The 18,140-nt window shown below is 38.0% G+C and carries 13 protein-coding genes; all 13 read right to left on the reverse strand.

The genetic code is table 11. From position 1 onward, the window contains the following. Positions 1–252 precede the first annotated feature (252 nt). The 13 genes from J2S07_RS06420 to J2S07_RS06480 all read right to left on the reverse strand — a co-directional run bounded on the left by J2S07_RS06420 (position 253) and on the right by J2S07_RS06480 (position 18,082). The gene (locus J2S07_RS06420) at positions 253–1,917 is read right to left on the reverse strand and encodes an AMP-binding protein (RefSeq protein ID WP_307149589.1); all 1,665 of its coding nucleotides are present in this window, start codon (positions 1,915–1,917) and stop codon (positions 253–255) included. Between the two features lie 165 nt (positions 1,918–2,082). Next, a complete protein-coding gene (locus J2S07_RS06425; RefSeq protein WP_307149590.1) occupies positions 2,083–3,123 on the reverse strand; it encodes a zinc-dependent alcohol dehydrogenase in 1,041 nt (346 codons plus the stop codon). Positions 3,124–3,170: 47 nt separating this feature from the next. Continuing rightward, positions 3,171–3,917 carry an SDR family oxidoreductase gene (locus tag J2S07_RS06430; RefSeq protein WP_307149817.1) on the reverse strand — a complete coding sequence of 249 codons (747 nt, stop codon included), beginning with the start codon at positions 3,915–3,917 and terminating at the stop codon, positions 3,171–3,173. Next, positions 3,914–5,062 carry an acyl-CoA dehydrogenase family protein gene (locus J2S07_RS06435; protein ID WP_307149591.1) on the reverse strand — a complete coding sequence of 383 codons (1,149 nt, stop codon included), beginning with the start codon at positions 5,060–5,062 and terminating at the stop codon, positions 3,914–3,916. Before J2S07_RS06435 ends, J2S07_RS06430 begins: the two co-directional genes overlap by 4 nt. After that, the gene (locus J2S07_RS06440) at positions 5,062–6,249 is read right to left on the reverse strand and encodes a CaiB/BaiF CoA transferase family protein (protein ID WP_307149592.1); all 1,188 of its coding nucleotides are present in this window, start codon (positions 6,247–6,249) and stop codon (positions 5,062–5,064) included. The genes J2S07_RS06435 and J2S07_RS06440 overlap by 1 nt, the downstream gene beginning before the upstream one ends. 427 nt (positions 6,250–6,676) lie before the next feature. Next, a complete protein-coding gene (locus J2S07_RS06445; RefSeq protein ID WP_307149593.1) occupies positions 6,677–8,569 on the reverse strand; it encodes a sigma 54-interacting transcriptional regulator in 1,893 nt (630 codons plus the stop codon). A gap of 196 nt (positions 8,570–8,765) precedes the next feature. Further along, a complete protein-coding gene (locus tag J2S07_RS06450; RefSeq protein WP_307149594.1) occupies positions 8,766–10,853 on the reverse strand; it encodes a (Fe-S)-binding protein in 2,088 nt (695 codons plus the stop codon). Positions 10,854–10,928: 75 nt separating this feature from the next. Then, the gene (locus J2S07_RS06455; protein WP_307149595.1) at positions 10,929–11,903 is read right to left on the reverse strand and encodes an electron transfer flavoprotein subunit alpha/FixB family protein; all 975 of its coding nucleotides are present in this window, start codon (positions 11,901–11,903) and stop codon (positions 10,929–10,931) included. Positions 11,904–11,919: 16 nt separating this feature from the next. Continuing rightward, a complete protein-coding gene (locus J2S07_RS06460; protein WP_307149596.1) occupies positions 11,920–12,690 on the reverse strand; it encodes an electron transfer flavoprotein subunit beta/FixA family protein in 771 nt (256 codons plus the stop codon). Positions 12,691–12,706: 16 nt separating this feature from the next. Next, a complete protein-coding gene (locus J2S07_RS06465; RefSeq protein ID WP_307149597.1) occupies positions 12,707–13,900 on the reverse strand; it encodes a thiolase family protein in 1,194 nt (397 codons plus the stop codon). Positions 13,901–13,911: 11 nt separating this feature from the next. Then, the gene (locus J2S07_RS06470) at positions 13,912–14,763 is read right to left on the reverse strand and encodes a 3-hydroxyacyl-CoA dehydrogenase NAD-binding domain-containing protein (RefSeq protein WP_307149598.1); all 852 of its coding nucleotides are present in this window, start codon (positions 14,761–14,763) and stop codon (positions 13,912–13,914) included. Between the two features lie 27 nt (positions 14,764–14,790). Beyond that, positions 14,791–16,917 carry an acetate--CoA ligase family protein gene (locus J2S07_RS06475; protein ID WP_307149599.1) on the reverse strand — a complete coding sequence of 709 codons (2,127 nt, stop codon included), beginning with the start codon at positions 16,915–16,917 and terminating at the stop codon, positions 14,791–14,793. Between the two features lie 16 nt (positions 16,918–16,933). Continuing rightward, the gene (locus tag J2S07_RS06480) at positions 16,934–18,082 is read right to left on the reverse strand and encodes an acyl-CoA dehydrogenase family protein (protein ID WP_307149600.1); all 1,149 of its coding nucleotides are present in this window, start codon (positions 18,080–18,082) and stop codon (positions 16,934–16,936) included. Between the last annotated feature and the right edge of the window lie 58 nt (positions 18,083–18,140).

The raw sequence follows: 18,140 nt of genomic DNA on the forward strand, positions 1-18,140 counted from the left end.
CTGGGTTTCTTTAGTATTGCCTTTTTTAGATGCTGGTGGGTTTAAAATTTCCAATTCCTTAGATTTTTGGGCTTGACATATTACCGCAGGACTTTTGAACTCTATTTTCATAGTTTCAAGGTTTTTATCATTGATATACTTTGCAAGAAATATGCCAACTGTACAAAAAATGCTTTAAACTATATAAATACTTGGTAAATTCCTGCTAATCCCTGATCATAGAAATATGTACGTTCAAAATTTGAACCTAAGCTAGTTTGTTTGTTCATTTTTTATCTCTTCAAGTTCTTGGAGCATTTCACGCAACTTGAATTTTTGCACCTTTCCAGAGGAAGTTGTGGGCAAGCTATCTAACAGAATTAGTTTCTCAGGATATTTATATTTTGCAATGCCTTCTCTGTTTAAATAGTGGATCATTTCATCGAACGAAAAGTCTTGACCCTTTCTAGGAACAACAAATGCACAGCATTTCTCTCCCAATCGTGGATCTGGTATAGGAGCAATTGATATATTATATACTTTTGGGTGTTTATGTAATATTCCCTCTATTTCTGAAGGGCTTATATTTTGGCCCCCCCTAATGATAATGTCTTTTCTACGACCTACAACCTGTAAATAGTTGTTGGGTTTTAGTTGGCATAAATCTCCACTATAATACCAGCCTTCTTCATCTAAATATTTTTTTGTCCATTCAAGTTGCTTAAAATAACCTAGAAAGACGTTTGGCCCTCTTGAAGATTCTTCTCCAATGGCTCCAATTGGAAGCGTTTTACGATCCTCATCAACGATTTTAACTTCAATACCAGGTAGTGGCTTACCATCCGTTGAAGCAAGTATTTCCAAGTTGTCCTGTAATCTACTAATTGTATGGGGTGGGCTTTCGGTAGATCCATAGCTTGCTAAAACCTTAAATCCAAATTGGTGTGCTTGATTAACAAGATGCCTAGGAATAGGTGCTCCCCCACATATAAAAAATCGGAGATGGATTAGATTATTCTTTGGGTCACCTAGGGGAAACTCGTTCAATAAATCATAAAGAAAAGGAGTAGCCCCAATAGAAAAAGTGCATTTTTCTGATGAAAGTAGTTTTAACGCCTTGCTAGAATTAAATTGATCCATTAAGACAATCTTCGCTCCTACCAACAGTGGCATATTAACTCCATGCAGGAAACCAGAAGCATGAGACATTGGGGATGGAAGAAATACAGCATCCTTTTGTGAAATAGATAGAACTTGACACATAGATCGCTCCCCAAACAGTACGGTATTATGTGAATGAATGACCCCTTTTGGTTTCGACTCTGTGCCCGATGTAAAAAGTACTATAAGAGGACTATCAGCACTTATATGTTCAAGCGTAACGTTTTCATCGAAGATATTGGATTCAATTAGGATATGAAACAATGCAAATGAATGATTATAATTATTGTTTTTCTTGTGTCTATCTTTATCAACAATAAGAAATTGTTTCACATTAACTTCATGCTTTATCCTATGTACCATTTCAACATAATTAAAATTCCGAAACAGCTCAGGAACTACAAACAGCTTTGATTCGCATAGATTTAAGATGTATTTTACATCTTCATCTCTAGCCGATATAGGAATGGGGTTATATATTGCACCTATTCTTGCGCACGCTAAATATAAAATGATATTTTCAGCCCAATTTGGCAGCTGAACCGAAACAAAATCTCCACTACTTACCTTTAACTTTTTTAGAATGAATGATGCTTTTATTACTTGTTCGTATAATTCCTTATAAGAAAATTTATCATTATTATCTACTACAGCAATACGATTGGAATGCTTATCTACAGTTCTTTGAAAGTAGTCGAAAACTGTATCACTAGTCCAGTAACCTTGATCATAATACAATTTTTTACGTGATAGATTTAGGACAGTTCCCGGTAGCATTGCTTACACTCCCAACCTTAAATGCTTTTTTCGTTTCATAAAGAATATTTAATGGATATTTTCGGGTTATATATTTTTAAAAATACTAATGAGATAACACAAAATATGAGACTAGAAAGTTGATAGGTTAATTAATCCTATCAACTTATGTTATTATTTAACTTCTTAAAGATCTGTCTTGAAAAGAACCTTTCCCGCTTCCTTGCATTTCAATAGTTCGAAGGCTTTGTGGGCCTCATCAAAGCCAAAGGTATGAGTAACCATATGATCTAAACGGATGGTCTTATTCTCTAGCCACCTATTAACTGTTTCATAATGTATTGGACGACTCCCAACAACACCTTTTACAGTTAAATCTTGGCGGACAATTTGAGTAAGCGGATTAATAGTAGACTCTGTTCCAAATCCCATTAGAAACACCTGTCCTAATCCACTTGCCATCGCAATCGCCTGTTCGATGGATCGACCTGTTCCACCTGCCTCTAATATTACATCCGCCCCGATCCCGTTGGTCAATTCTTTAACTGTTTGGAAGGCATCTGTATCTCCGTTGCTTAAACAATAATCGGCTCCTAGTTCTTTAGCAATTTCGAGGCGCTTTTGATCAGATGATGTACCCACAACAATTATTCTTGCTGCACCTGCAGCTCTTGCAGCCTGGATGGAAAATAATCCTAATGGACCAGGGCCAACAATGGCAACTGTATCTCCTACTGTTATAGGATTATTTTCTAGTGCATGCGCCACTATTGAAATAGGCTCTAAAAACGCTGCTTCATCGTAAGTAATACTATTTGGCAACACATGAATTCCTACAGCAGGAAATGCAATATATTCAGCAAATGTACCATCAAAGTCAATCCCTAGATGATTCCAATTGGGACAAAGATTCATATATCCTTTTTTACAAAAGTGACAATGTCCACATCCAATCAGAGCCTCCATACCTACACGATCTCCAACTTTGAGGTGTTTGACATTTGCTCCTACTTCTACAATTTCACCAGAACCTTCATGTCCAAGAATGATAGGGGGGTTAACAGGTCTTCTTCCTGTGTATCGCCAATCTGCTAATAAAATATCTGTACCACAAACACCTGATGCATGTATTTTAACCAGGACTTCATCTGGCTTAATTTGTGGAATAGGAACATCCATTACCTCAACAAAGCCTGGTTCTGGTCGTGTCTTTACTACTGCTTTCATATATCTACCACTCCTTGAAGTATTTAAATATAAGTCACTAAAGTCTTTTAGTAAACTGATCGACCACCACTTAGGTCATAACACTGACCTGTTGTAAATGCAGCTTCCTCAGAAACTAAATAATTGACCAATCCTGCAACCTCTTCTGGTTTTCCTATGCGCCCCATTGGTATTTTTGCAAGTAGAGATTTAAAATACTCTTCAGTCATGTTATTAACCATTTCTCCTTCAATCATAGTTGGTGTGATACAGTTTACGGTTACACCAGTTTTTGCAATTTCCTTTCCCAGTGATTTTGTTAAGGCAATGACGCCAGCTTTTGAAGAAACGTAAGGTGCTAGCAAAGGATTGCCCTCTTTGGCTGAAACCGAAGAAATATTTACAATTCTTCCGAATCCATTACTAATCATTCCATCTATCACGGATTGACAGCATAGGAAGGTTCCTTTCAAATTAATATCTACAACTCTATCCCAATCTTCTTCTGTAATTTCTCTAAAAGGAGCAGATGGTCCAAGAATTCCAGCCACATTAACCAGAATATCTATCTTTCCAAAAGCTTCAATACTCTTATTCACCATTTCTTCTACTTCTTCTTTTAGTGCCACATTAACATATTGAGGAATTGCTTCTAACCCAGCTTCTCTAATTCCCCTTGCAACATCCTCTGCATCCTTCATATTCACATCTGCAATAACTAATTTTGCTCCTTCTCTTGCAAGTCTCCAAGCAACTGCTTTTCCTATATTTTTGCCAGCTCCTGTTACCAATGCTACTCGTCCTGATAATTTCATTTCGACCACTGTTTTAACACCTCCCGTGCAATAACAATTTGTTGAATTTGATTAGTGCCTTCGAATATTTGCGTTAATTTTGCATCTCGGAAATAACGCTCAACATTGTAGTCCTTACAATAACCATAACCGCCGTGGATTTGGATAGCATTTGTTGTATGTTTCATTACTGCTTCAGTGGCAAACCACTTGGCCATCGATGCTTCTTTTGTAAACTTTCCGCCTCTATCCTTTAAGTATGCAGCACGATATGTAAGAAGGCTTGCTGCATCCAAATCCGTCGCCATTTCAGATATCATTGCTTGTATAAGCTGGAAATTACTTATCTTCTGACCAAATTGAGTTCTCTTCTCCGCATAATTTACACTGTCTTCAAGAGCTGCTTGCATTAGTCCGACAGCTAGTGCAGCTACTTCGATTCTCCCGCTATCCAGTGAGTGTAGGGCAATTTTAATTCCTTCGCCTTCTTTCCCTAGCATATTGCTTTTTGGAATACGAACATTTTCAAAAATCAATTCACATACGGGATTTCCTTTTTGTCCTAGTTTTTGTTCTCTTTTTCCAACACTAAAACCAGGAGTGTCTTTATCCACAATAAATGCTGTAATTCCCTTCGATCTTTTAGTTGGATCTGTTACAGCAAAAACGATTGAAAAATCAGCAACATTCCCCATTGTGATCCATATTTTATTTCCATTGATGACATATTCATCTCCATCTATTTTTGCTGAAGTCTTAATACTAGAAGCATCAGAACCTGAACCAGGTTCTGATAGCGAAAAGGACCCAATCAGTTCTCCTTTTGCCATGGCTGGCATATACTTCTCCTTCTGTTCCTCTGTTCCATAATGGTACAAACAGAACAAATGGTGACGGATCGAGGAACAAATATTAGCCACAGCCGCTGATGCCTTTGCAATTTCAATACTTGCCAAAACAGCCGAAGTTGTATCTGCTCCACTTCCACCATATCGCTCAGGAAAATTAATAGCGAGAAGTCCTAATTTTCCTGCTTGCTTAAAAATATCCATAGGAAACTCATCGGTAACATCAATATCGGAAGCACGTGGTTTTACAACTTCTTCCGCAAAATTCCGAACCATTTGTTGCATCATCAATTGTTCTTCTGTAAATTCAAATCTCATTAAATTACCCCTCTTTCAGTAAGCGTTTTCAATCTATCTTCAGAAATGCCCAATAATCCTTTATAAACTTCTTCATTATGCTGTCCCAGAGTCGGTGGAGCTGTCTCAATAATTCCTGGTGTTAACGATAATTTAGGAGTAACCCCGGATACCTTTAACTTTCCAGCAATTGGATGTTCTAAATCGGCGGCCATTTCCCTTGCTATTACATGCGGATCTTGAATCATTTGATCAACAGAATATACTGGTCCACAGATGACTCCAGCTTCATTTAGAATTGAAACTGTTTCTTCCACTGTCTTTTGGCTAACCCAATTTTGAGTAATTACATCAAGCTCTTCTACATTTTTCACCCTTAAAGATGGAGTCGCAAATCGTGGGTCCTCTTGTAGCTCGGTTCTTCCTATCACATTAGTAAACCGCTCCCACAACGTATTTGATGATACTCCAATGACAACATATCCATCCTTGGCCTTATAAATATTGTATGGAGCAATGCCTGGGATACGGCTTCCTATTCTTGATGTCACTTTCCCTAACGCTACATAATTTGGAATCACATTTTCGAGAACCGCAATTACACTATCTAGGAGAGCGGCATCGACATGTTGTCCCTGCCCAGTCTTTTCGCGATAATATAAAGCTGTTAACGTTCCATAAACAGCATATAATCCTACTAAGAAATCACCCATTGCATTTCCAACTCGAGTTGGGGGGCCATCTTCCTGACCTGTCATAAACATTAAACCACCCATTGCTTGAGCGATTATATCTAAACCAGCTCTATTCCGATAGGGGCCTGTTTGACCAAATCCTGAAACCGAAGTCATAATAATACCTGGATTGATTTCTTTTAAACTTTCATAGCCAATATTCCATTTGTCCATCGTTCCGGGACGGTTATTTTCTACTACAATATCTGAATTTTGGGCTAATTCACGAAAGATCTCTTGACCTTCTTCAGTTCGCAGATCTAAGGTAATGCTCTTTTTATTCCTATTCGATGCAATAAAACAAGAGCCTTCACCATTAATTAGCGGAGCAAAATACCTCGAATCATCACCTTGTCCAGGTAGTTCAATATGTAAGACCTCTGCTCCCATATCTGCTAGAAGCATTTCTACATATGGACCAGCTAGCATTCTTGTTGCCCCAAGTACTCGTACTCCCTCTAATGCTTTTGGCATATTGCACATCTCCCATTTGATATTTTCATTTGAAACTCTATAAATCTATTAAATTATCAAATTCTCACCTGTCGGTTCTTATTATTTTGATAAATTCCATTTACCCCCCTAGTTTCATGTTGTCAGCCATTATTTAATAGTTCTTCTCGTAATACAGAAATTTCCCATAACCACAAAAATTCAGAATTATATATTTTTATTTATGCAAAAATCATGCCAACTTACGAGAACATTTGCCGTAACTTCTAATTTTTGTTTTTCTGTTACACCTATTTATTATTTAATTTCGAGAAAATAGGAACTTTAAAAGAAGTTTGATTTAGATCATAGTTTAAAACTTTTTTCTACCTAAAAACGAACCTACACCTTCCTTAATTCAGTGTTCAAAAATTAATCAATCAAAATATTATTGTCAATTTTTTAAACATTAGCTATTTAACTTTTTCCAAAGAGTTGTTCTACTTATGCCTAGCATTTCTGCAACCAAGGTTCTATTATTCTCATGCCTCTCAAGCATATGCTCTATCACCTGTTTCTCTATTTCCTCCATCGTTCCATATGAAAGCTTTATAGAATTGTCTTCATTTAGTAGCTCAACATTTTCTTCTGTCTCATTTAAACATTCCTTTATAAATTCTTTTTCATCTTTTTCATTTTTAACCCTCAAATGTAATCTTTCTACTAAGTTTTCCAATTGCCGAATATTTCCTGGCCAACCATAAGATAAAAAGAAATTTTGAAGCTCTTTAGAGAATATAGAGAATGATTTTTTAGAATTGATCTGCTGTAATAAGTGATCAACAAGTATAGGGATGTCTTCCTTCCTCTTTCTCAAAGGTGGTACTCTTAAATGAAGGACACTTAGACGAAAGTATAAGTCGGATCGGAATTTCCCCTCTTTTACTAATTCCCAGAGCTTCTGATTCGTCGCAGCAATGATTCGAATATTTACGGGGGTCACCCTGTCTCCTCCAACCCTCATTACTTCTTTTTCCTGAAGCACTCGGAGTAGGCGTGTTTGAATATGTGTAGGTATTTCACCAATTTCATCAAGGAATATTGTACCTTCATGTGCTAATTCAAAATATCCTTGCCGCCCACCTTTGTTTGCACCTGTAAATGCACCTTCGGCATATCCAAATAATTCACTCTCTATTAATGCCTCTGGTAAAGCTGCACAATTTACCGCAACAAATGGTCCAGCCTTTCTCTTACTTGCATTATGAATTCCCTGAGCAATTAATTCCTTCCCTGTTCCGCTTTCTCCAATGATAAGTACGGTTGAATCTGTTCCCGAATACTCTTCAGCTACTTGAATAATATTCTTCATTTTTTCACTTGTATGGATGATATCATCAAATTTATATCGTGCTAACAGACCTTTCGCATGTAATTCACGACGGATCTTATTCTCAAGTTTTTGTATTTTACTAAACTCTCGACATGTAATAACTGTACCGACTCTTTCCTTCTCTACTATTACTGGTTCATAAGTAACAATTAGCTCTTGGAAAGTAAAACTACCACTACCACCTGTGTATAAGTCTTCCTTTTTTAATAGATTAAGAAGCTTTGTACTCAAATTTTCCTTGAGCCCCTTCTGAGAGATGCTCTCCACTATCTCTCCAAAAATTCTCTCTGCTGCCGGGTTAATTGTCTCGATCTGCCCATCTTGATTAAGGAGTAAAATTCCTTCCTCGGATGTATGGATAACCGAATTTAATTTTTCCGCTTTTTCTTTTATTTTGATTCGATCCTCCGCCACTTTACTTGCTAGGATTAAAACTCGTTTTATTGCTCGCTCACTAATGGTGATGTACATACTCTTCATCCCATATGCCTTAACAATTTCTGCAGCTCTTATGCCACCGCCAACCACTACTTCCATCCCTAGCATTTTTGCGTTTTCAATTTGAGCAACCAGTTCATCCTGTGTTTTATATGGTAAAATTTGCACTTCAAATCCAATCGTTTCGAATACTTCATCAAAGTCAAATAGAAATCCATCCTCTGGATAAGTAATAAAGCATATTTTATTACTTATTTTCTTTGCTCTGATAAACGCTTGGACCAAATCAAAATGAGTAGAATCACTATTAACTACAGGTAAATCGATTAATTCTCTAATTGCTTGAGCGGTTCCCGCTCTACTAATCACAACTTCATAATTCCCTTTTTCAACTAGATTTTTCACTTCGTATGCTGCTTCCTTTAAAATTCCTTCGACAACCGTAACCTGAAATCCAAGCTCATTAGCCACTTTTTGAATTTTTTTAGTCATTTCAGGATAGCCTGAAGTCATAATCATATTTTGCTTCACTCGAATTTCAACCTCCTAAGACTTTAGGAAAATTCTCCTATATTACTATAAAATATATATCATTTCAAATTTTTATAATATTACCACTATAACATATATTATCTCAAAAAAGAAAAGGTGGTAAATGCTCATTTACCAACCTCTTGTTGAAAATACTTATTTTAGAAAGCTCTATTAGTTATGATCAAATAGTGATCTATGATTGGATTATAGCTCTCTCCAAAATCTCCACGATATCCAAAGTGCTTACTGATTCGTCTACTTCTTTAGCTTTTGTCCCATCACTGAGCATGGTTAAACAATATGGGCAGCCACTACTAATGATGGAAGGGCTACTTTCTAGAAGCTGCTCGGTTCTTGCAATATTAATGCGTGTTCCAGTATCCTCTTCCATCCACATAAGTCCTCCCCCTGCGCCACAGCACATTCCTGTTTCCCTTTTTCGCTTTGGTTCAACAAGATTGACACCAGGGATTGATTTTAACACTTCGCGAGGAGCGTCATATATTTCGTTGTATCGCCCTAGATAGCAGGAATCATGAAAGGTGATGATTTCATTTATTTCATTAGTAGGAGTGATTTTTCCTTCTCTTATCAATTTTGCTAACACTTCTGTATGATGATAAACTTCAGCATCCAGACCAAATTCTGGATATTCATTTTTTAATGTATTATAGGCATGTGGGTCAATCGTGACAATTTTCTTGATGTCATGCTTTTTAAAGGTTTCAATATTTGAGTTTACTAACTCTTGAAATAGAAACTCATTTCCAATTCGCCGAGGAGTATCACCTGAGTTTTTCTCCTTGTTGCCAAGGATCGCAAATGTTACCCCAGCCAAATTCAAGACTTTCGCAAAGGATTGAGCAATTTTTTGACTGCGGCTATCATAGGAGCCCATGGATCCTACAAAGAAAAGGTACTCAAATTCTTGCCCAGTCTTTTCCATTTCCTTTACAGTTGATACATGAATATCATCGCGTCCATCTCGCCAATTTTCGCGCTCTTTGCGACTAAGTCCCCATGGGTTTCCTTGACGTTCGATATTTGTGATCGCTCGTTGGGCATCTCCATTCATTTTTCCTTCTGTTAAAACAAGATAGCGCCGAAGATCAATAATTTTGTCAACATGCTCATTCATGACAGGGCATTGGTCCTCGCAATTACGACAGGTCGTACATGCCCAAATTTCTTCTTCTGTAATGACATCACCGATTAGACCAACATCATAGTTAATCGCTGCCGCTGCCTCTTTTTGTCCTAACCCTTGCATAGCCAGTTGATTTCCTTTTGTGCTATTAAAAGCAAATGCAGGCATCCATGGTTGCCGTGAGGTTATAACAGCTCCTTTTTCTGTTAAGTGATCGCGCAATTTTAGAATTAAATCTTTCGGTGACAACATCTTCCCTGTACCAGTAGCTGGACACATATTGGTACATCTCCCACATTCCACACACGCATAAAGATCTACCAGTTGTTTTTGGTTAAAGTCCTCAATTTTTCCAACACCAAATGATTCTTGTGATTCATCCTCAAAATCAATCGTAGATAACTGTCCAATCTTGTGGGTACGTCCAAGATAAATATTGACTACTCCTGCAATTAAATGAGCATGCTTTCCTTGTGGAATATAAATAAGAAATGCAAGGAGGAACAACAAATGCGCCCACCAAAATAGAAAAAACAAGCTGCCTGCCACCGATGCCGGTAACCAGCCAAAGACGATAGAAATCCCTGATGCTACTGGTTCAGCCCATGTTGGTTCGGTGCCCTGCCAAATAATTCCCATGCCATTTGCCAATAATGTTGAAACCATGAGCCCACCAATGAAGAGATAGACAAGACCTGCTAAAAACCCTCTCTTTAAACGAACTAATTTCTCTATATAGCGGCGATAAAATCCCCACACTACCGCAATAAGTATCATAAGAATAATAATTTCTTGAAAAAATGTGAAATTTGGGTAAACGAAACCAAGTGGAAGATGGGAACCAATTGCAAGCCCTTTCCATATAAGATCAATGGCTCCAAATTGGACAAGCAGAAATCCATAGAAAAACATCACATGAATGATACCACTTTTTTTATCCTTTAAGAGTTTTTTTTGGCCAAACACATTAACCATTAGTGCATCGAATCGTTCTCGAACTGTCTTATTAAATTCAGCCTTTTTTCCAAGCTTTATATACTCAATCCTAGTTTTTACAAGTGTTGCAAATAAGTAAATGGCATAACCTGTGACTAATAGGAATAGAATCATGTTCATTACTTGTAATAGATTCATTGTCATACCCCTTTAAGATCGTCTAAATATGGCGAATCCCTTTATTCAAAAATAAAGGGATTCATTTTTATTCGTTTAGCTAACTGCTACACTCTTAAATTCTTCTATTAAAAGAGGAACTACCTCAAATAAGTCGCCTACAATTCCATAGTCAGCAATACTGAAAATGTTGGCTTCTGGGTCCTTATTGATGGCTACAATGACTTTTGAGTTGGACATACCAGCGATATGTTGAATTGCACCTGATATGCCACATGCTATGTATAAGTCAGGAGTAACAACTTTTCCTGTTTGACCGATTTGTAAAGAATAATCACAATACTCCGCATCACATGCACCTCGGGATGCCCCAACAGCGCCACCAAGTAAATTGGCCAATTCCTCTAATAACTCAAAACCTTCTTTACTTTTCACTCCACGGCCACCTGAAACAATAATTTTCGCTTCCGACAAATCAATTCCACCTGTTGTTTTACGAACGACTTCTTTAATGACTGTGCGTAAATCTTTAATATCAACATCAATCGACGTAATTTCACCTGTCCGTGATTCTTTTTTATCCAAAGGAGCTATATTATTGGGGCGAATAGTAGCAAATATTAGACCTCCTCGAATCGTTCTTTTTTCAAATGCCTTTCCCGCATAAATAGGTCTGGTAAAAATAATCTCTCCACTATTATTCTCTAAATCTACAGCATCTGAAATAAGTCCAGACTTTACCTTTGCAGCAATTCGGGGTGATAAATCCTTCCCTAGCGCAGTATGTCCGAAAATTAGACCTTCAGGCTTCTCTATTTCTATTACTCGAATCACTGCCTGGGAATAAGCATCAGGAGTATAGGCTTGCAAATTCGGGTGTTCTACTGTTACCGCTCGGTCAGCACCATAGCAAATCATCTCATTAGCGAAGTTCGTAACGTTATCGCCTAATAGCAAACCAACTACTTCTCCACCATCAGCCATTTTCTTTGCTGCCGCAATGGCTTCAAAGGAAACATTCCTTAATTCACCTTGTCGTATTTCACCTAAAACGATTACTTTTTTCGTCAAACTCATAGCCTCCTATCTAAATGACTTTTGCTTCTGTTTTGAGTAAAGAAATCAATTCTTGAACTTGTTCTCCCATTTCCCCTTCTAAAACCTTTCCAGATTTCTTGACTGGTGGTAAAAAGATTTCAACCTTATTCGTTTTTCCTTCAATGCCATTTTCGTCTACATCTAGATCATCAAGATCTAATTTTTCAAGGGGCTTCTTCTTTGCTTTCATAATTCCTGGCAATGAAGGATAACGAGGCTCATTTAATCCTTGTTGACAAGTAACTAATAATGGTAGGGATACCTCTACAATTTCAACATCTCCCTCTACATCCCTTTCGACCGTTGCTTTATCACCATCAACGATAAGTTTTGTGATAGTTGTTACAGCTGAAATTCCAAGCTCTTCAGCAAGTCGTGGGCCAACCTGTCCAGTTCCACCATCAACAGCAACATTTCCTGCTAAAATAATGTCAGCCCCCTTATCTTTTAAATAGGCAGCTAAGATCGTTGCTGTGGTAAACTGATCACCGTCCTCAATATCCTCACTATCAATAAGAACAGCTTTATCTACACCCATAGCAAGAGCAGTGCGTAGCTCTTTTTCAGCCTCTTCTTCTCCAATAGTAACGACTATAACCTCTCCTCCGTGTTCATCACGTAGCTGAAGAGCTTCTTCAATTGCATATTCATCATAGGGATTAATGATATGCTCAACGGCATCATCAATAATTTGTCCATTCCTTATATCTATTTTTTCTTCCGTATCAAAAGTGCGCTTCATTACCACAAAAATATTCATTCTTCACACCGCCCTATTAAACTTGTAAGTTTTCAACAATAGTTGCTATCCCTAGTCCACCGGCAATACATAAGGTCACTAAACCATATTTTTCACCACGTCGCTCCATCTCATGAAGCAGCTTTGTCAAAAGAATCGCACCAGATGCCCCGATTGGGTGTCCTAAGGCAATCGCTCCACCGTTCACATTGATTTTGTCTATGTCTGTATTCCATTCCTTCAATACAGCTAACGATTGAGCAGAGAAAGCTTCATTTAATTCAATAAGCCCGATATCGTCTAATGTAAGACCAGCCATCTGCAATGCTTTTCTTGTGGCTGGAACAGGCCCAATGCCCATGATTTCCGGAGAGACTCCTGCTGCTGCTTGGGCAATCACCTTAGCTTTCGGTTTTAAATCATATTTCTTTGCAGCTTCTTCTGAGGTTAATAATACTGCTGAAGCCCCATCATTTCGACCACTACTATTTCCCGCAGTAACCGTTCCATTCTTCTTAAAAACTGGCTTAAGAGTCGAAAGCTTTTCTAATGTTGTTTTTCTAGGATGTTCATCTGTATCAAAAAGAAACGTCTCTTTTCGATTGCGCACTTCATAAGCAACAATCTCATCATTAAATCTGCCGCTTTCTATCGCTTGAAATGCTAATGTCTGACTTCTTAATGCAAATTCATCTTGTTCTTCACGAGAAATATGGTATTTTTCAGCTAAGTTTTCTGCTGTCATCCCCATCGTAAATGAGCCATACTGCTCAATTGGCTGTGACCGCGGTTGGCTCTCTGTATTCGGATCCAATATTTCTCCATTTCCCGCTCCATAACCAAATCTTGCATGACGTAAATAGTACGGAGCTGTGCTCATACTTTCTGCTCCTCCAGCAATCACCACATCCGATAGTCCACATTGGATTTGTTGTACAGCATTATTAATCGCTTGCAATCCAGAACCACATTGTCGATGAATCGTATATGCTGGCACTTCAACAGGCAGATTTGCTCTAAGAAGTGCTAATCTTGCTAAATTGGGAGTATCTGTACTTTGTTTTCCTTGCCCTAAAATAACTTCGTCAACAATACTCTTTTCAATCCCTGTCCGCACAATAATCTCGTCGATGACTTTTGAAGCTAAATGATCTACTTCTATATTTTTTAAACTGCCACCAAGTTTTCCAATCCCTGTTCGGACAGCATCAACAATAACTGCACTCTCCACCAAGATCACTCCTAGTTTGTATCGTATTTATAGAAACCTGCACCTGATTTTCTGCCTAGTCTACCTGCCTTCACATATTTAATTAATAACGGACAGGGACGATATTTCTCTCCTAATGTTTCATAAAGATATTCCATATTCCGTAAACGTGTATCGAGTCCTACCAAATCGGCTAATTCGAGTGGCCCCATCGGATGATTTAATCCTAGCTTCATCGCCTTATCGATATCTTCAGCTGAAGCGACACCCTCCATTAACATATTCATGGCCTCATTTCCAATTAAACAATTCATTCTACTTGTTACAAATCCCGGAAATTCATTGACTTCAACAACTTCTTTCTTCATTTTCTCAGCCGCTCGTTTAGCAATGGCATATGTTTCATCTGAAGTATCTAGACCTCTTACAATTTCCACTAACTTCATCTTGTGAACAGGATTAAAGAAATGCATCGCAATACATTTTTCTGGACGACCTGTCTGTGCCCCGATTTCAGTCGGACTCATTGTAGAGGTATTTGTTGCTAATACGGTATGGTAAGGACAGATTTTATCCAACTTTTGAAAGACATCAACTTTTATTTCCATTTTTTCCAGAACGGCCTCTATTACGAGATCAGTCTCAGCCGCAGCTTCCTCTAAGCTAGTAGTAAATGTGATTCGATTAAAGCTTGCCTCATCTTCCCCAGGATTTAAGAAACCTCTATCAGCAGATTTTTTCATTTCCTTCTGAATAGATGATTTTGCTATATCAATGGCTTCAGGAAAAAGATCTTGAAGATGAACTTTGAAGCCTGCGACTGCAGCTGAATAAGCAATTCCTCTACCCATAATTCCTCCACCAATTACTGCAATTCTCTTCATTTTCACTTCCCCATTCCAATAAAAGAACTATTGTTGTTTTTTTAGCAATTCACTGTACTTTACGAGATAATTCATAACACTAACAACTCTTTCTGGTGATGAGTAGACAGGAAAATTCTCCTTCTGATATAGCGCCATGGCCTGTGGAGCAATAGAATCAGCTCCGAGTCGACCTACTACAATCGGCTTATCATGTTGGCGGAATACATCTACTATCGCTTGTGCAATAACCACAGCACCTGGATCCGCATTTGTTGTCAGCATTACAATGATGCCATCTAAGTTTTGATCCTGTACAAGAATCTCTAATACTTTTTTGAACATTTCGGGCTTAGCGATGACCTCAGCTGTCACATCAATCGGATTAACTGCAGAGCCAAAAGGAGGAATATACTCTTGAATTTTGTCAGAAGCCTCCGTTAATTCCGGGACCTCTAATCCTTTTTCAGAACAAAGATCTGCAATAACACTACATGCTCCACCAGATGCCGTTAAAACTCCTATTCTTCTTCCATTCGGTAGTTTTTGAACATTAAAGGCTCTTGAAACATCGATCATTTCATCGAGCTGTTCAATTCTTAGGGCGCCGTATTTCTTAAGGGCAACAGAATATACTGCGTCATCGCCTGCAATAGAGCCTGTATGGGATTGTACTGCTTTTTGACCAATACTGGATCTACCTGTTTTAAAAACTAGCAACGGCTTTTGATTTTCAATTGCCTTCTTAGCAGCTTTTTGAAAGGAGCGAACATCCTTAATTCCTTCCATAAAAATGGAGATAACCTTTGTCTCCTCATCAGTGGCTAAGAGTTCAATAAAATCAGAAGTAGATAGATCAGCTTCATTTGCAACGCTCACCCATCTGCTAAATCCTGCTCCTTGATCCCATGCTCTACTTAATAAAGCACTTCCCATTGCGCCACTTTGTGAAATAAAACCAATATTCCCTGGGACTTTAACCTTTGATTCTAACGCAGCACCAAACGCGGTATAGATATTCTTACCTGGGCTCGCTATTCCAATTGAATTTGGACCGAGAACGCGGATATTTCCTCTTTTCGCTATTTCTATAATTTGATTTTGTAATTTCCTTCCCTCTTCGCCAATTTCACTAAATCCGGAGGAATAAATAATGGCGGCCTTTACTCCTTTTTGAACACATTCTTCCATCACCTTCGGTACATGATTTGCACCGACAATAATACAAGCTAATTCAACCTCTTCTGGAACTTCAGTTAAGCTCGGATAGGCTTTAAAGCCTTTTATATTGTCTGCACCAGGATTTATTGGATAAAGTTTCCCATTATAACCATTCTCTACAATATAACGAAACAGTCTTCCACCATTTTTCTTTTCGTTTGTTGATGCCCCAACAACGGCAATGGACTGGGGATTAATCATATATTTTAAATTGGATAAATCTCTTGGTGAGCTTTCAACACCAAGATGTTCCCCAATTGAAATTCTCACATCACAAATAATGGCTTCGTTATTGGCAAAAATCACTGGATTTAGATCTAATTCTTCAATTTCTGGCCTTGCTTCAACTAAATCATTAAGGGAGAGACAGATAGAATAAAGCATTGATTTATTGATCCCACTTTGTCCTCGATATCCTTCGAGAATTGGGAATGCCTTTAATTCTTTTATCATTTCCTCAATATCATTTAGGCTTACGGGCATCATTCTCATCGAGAAATCCTTCATGATTTCAACAAGTGTTCCTCCATATCCAATAACAAGCTGATGACCAAAAGTCGGATCTTTCTTAATTCCGAATATCAACTCAATCCCTTTTGGAGCCATTTCTTGAATGAGAACTCCTGCCATGACAGCATCACGCTTATAACTGGAAGCATTTGCTATGATTTCTTCAAATTTCTCCAATAATTCCTTTTCATTCCTTATATTTAATTTAACAATGCCAGCTTCTGTTTTGTGAATGATATCTCTCGACATGCCTTTTAGCACAAGAGGATATCCGATTTCCTCAGCCTTTTTTACCGCTTCATCTTTTGTTGTCGCCAAGGCTGATTTTGCAATTGGAAGACCTAGTGAACCAAGTATCTTAGCCCCTTCGTATTCCATTAAAAATGTACCAGGTTCGACTTTTTTTGAGTCATTTTTTTCAACTGCTATTTTACTCTCACGCAAATCATTCCCCTCCTGTTTATTTCTTTCTCTGACTAAATTTCATGCCTAATACATCTTCAGCTATTTTATTTTTTAGCATTTCTGGTGTTCCACCAGCAATCATCCATCCCCTTACTCTTCTGAAAATATACTCTAATGGGTAGTCAGTTGAATATCCATATCCACCAAAGATTTGAACGGCTTCATGGGCAACTTCAAAAGCTGTCGTATTGATGTACGCTTTTGCAATAGATGCCTCTGTTGGGTTAGGAGCACCTTTATCTGCGTTTGTAGCTGCCCGATAAAGAAGTAATCTTCCTGCATCCAGTTTCATTTTCATTTCTGCTAGCTTCCATTGGATTCCCTGGAATTCTGCTAGAGGTCTTCCAAACTGTTGTCGTTCCTTCGCATGTTCAACTGCTAAATCAAAGGCAGCTTGAGCTAGCGCCAATGATCGAGAGGTATTACCCATACGCTCAATATTAAACATCGTAAACATTTTTCTAAAACCATCTTCTGGAACAAGAATATTTCCAAGTGGTACTTCACAATCCTCGAAATATAAGGCGCAGTGCTCCTCACCTGACATATGGGTCTCTGTTTTTCCTACTGTAAATCCTGGGGCATCTCTTTCTACTAAAATAGAGCCTGATGTCTTAACACTGTCTCCAAATCTCACCCATACAACATAGTAGGAATTATGCGGTCCATGTGTATTAAAAACCTTTGAACCATTTATAATGACTTTATCTCCTTCAATACGGGCTTTTGTATTTAAGTCCGTTACCGCTGAACCGGCGTTTGGCTCGGACATGGCCACAGAAATTAATTTTTCACCAGAAAGTATAGATGGCATGATACGATCTTTTAATTCTCTACTTCCGAAAGCCGCTAATTGTCTAATTGCCCCGAAATTACCCACCTGAAGCATGTCAGCTGTACTTGGACAAACCTTTGCTACTTCTTCCATCACGATAATCGCATCCATTAAAGACATACCCTGGCCGCCATCTTCCTCGGACAAAGTCATTCCCATAAGCCCATGCTCTGCAAGAATTTTTGCATTCTCCCAGGGAACCTCTTGATTTCTTACCCATGTATAAGCTTTTTCTGAAAATTTTTCTTTTGCGAAGCTCCTTGCCCATTTTTGTAGCTCTGATTGTTCATTCGTCAGATTAAAATCCATGAAAAAATTCTCCTCTCGTTTAGAAAAAATATCTTTTTTTATTTTCTTATATTTCTAT

Source organism: Anoxybacillus andreesenii (assembly GCF_030813005.1).
In the GTDB taxonomy this organism is placed as follows: Bacteria; Bacillota; Bacilli; order Bacillales; family Cytobacillaceae; genus Robertmurraya; species Robertmurraya andreesenii.

Coding starts and splice junctions, on each gene's coding strand:
- J2S07_RS06420 (WP_307149589.1), bottom strand. CDS start 1,917: ATGCTACCGGGAACTGTCCTAAATCTATCACGTAAAAAATTGTATTAT.
- J2S07_RS06425 (WP_307149590.1), bottom strand. CDS start 3,123: ATGAAAGCAGTAGTAAAGACACGACCAGAACCAGGCTTTGTTGAGGTA.
- J2S07_RS06430 (WP_307149817.1), bottom strand. CDS start 3,917: ATGAAATTATCAGGACGAGTAGCATTGGTAACAGGAGCTGGCAAAAAT.
- J2S07_RS06435 (WP_307149591.1), bottom strand. CDS start 5,062: ATGAGATTTGAATTTACAGAAGAACAATTGATGATGCAACAAATGGTT.
- J2S07_RS06440 (WP_307149592.1), bottom strand. CDS start 6,249: ATGCCAAAAGCATTAGAGGGAGTACGAGTACTTGGGGCAACAAGAATG.
- J2S07_RS06450 (WP_307149594.1), bottom strand. CDS start 10,853: ATGAATCTATTACAAGTAATGAACATGATTCTATTCCTATTAGTCACA.
- J2S07_RS06460 (WP_307149596.1), bottom strand. CDS start 12,690: ATGAATATTTTTGTGGTAATGAAGCGCACTTTTGATACGGAAGAAAAA.
- J2S07_RS06470 (WP_307149598.1), bottom strand. CDS start 14,763: ATGAAGAGAATTGCAGTAATTGGTGGAGGAATTATGGGTAGAGGAATT.
- J2S07_RS06480 (WP_307149600.1), bottom strand. CDS start 18,082: ATGGATTTTAATCTGACGAATGAACAATCAGAGCTACAAAAATGGGCA.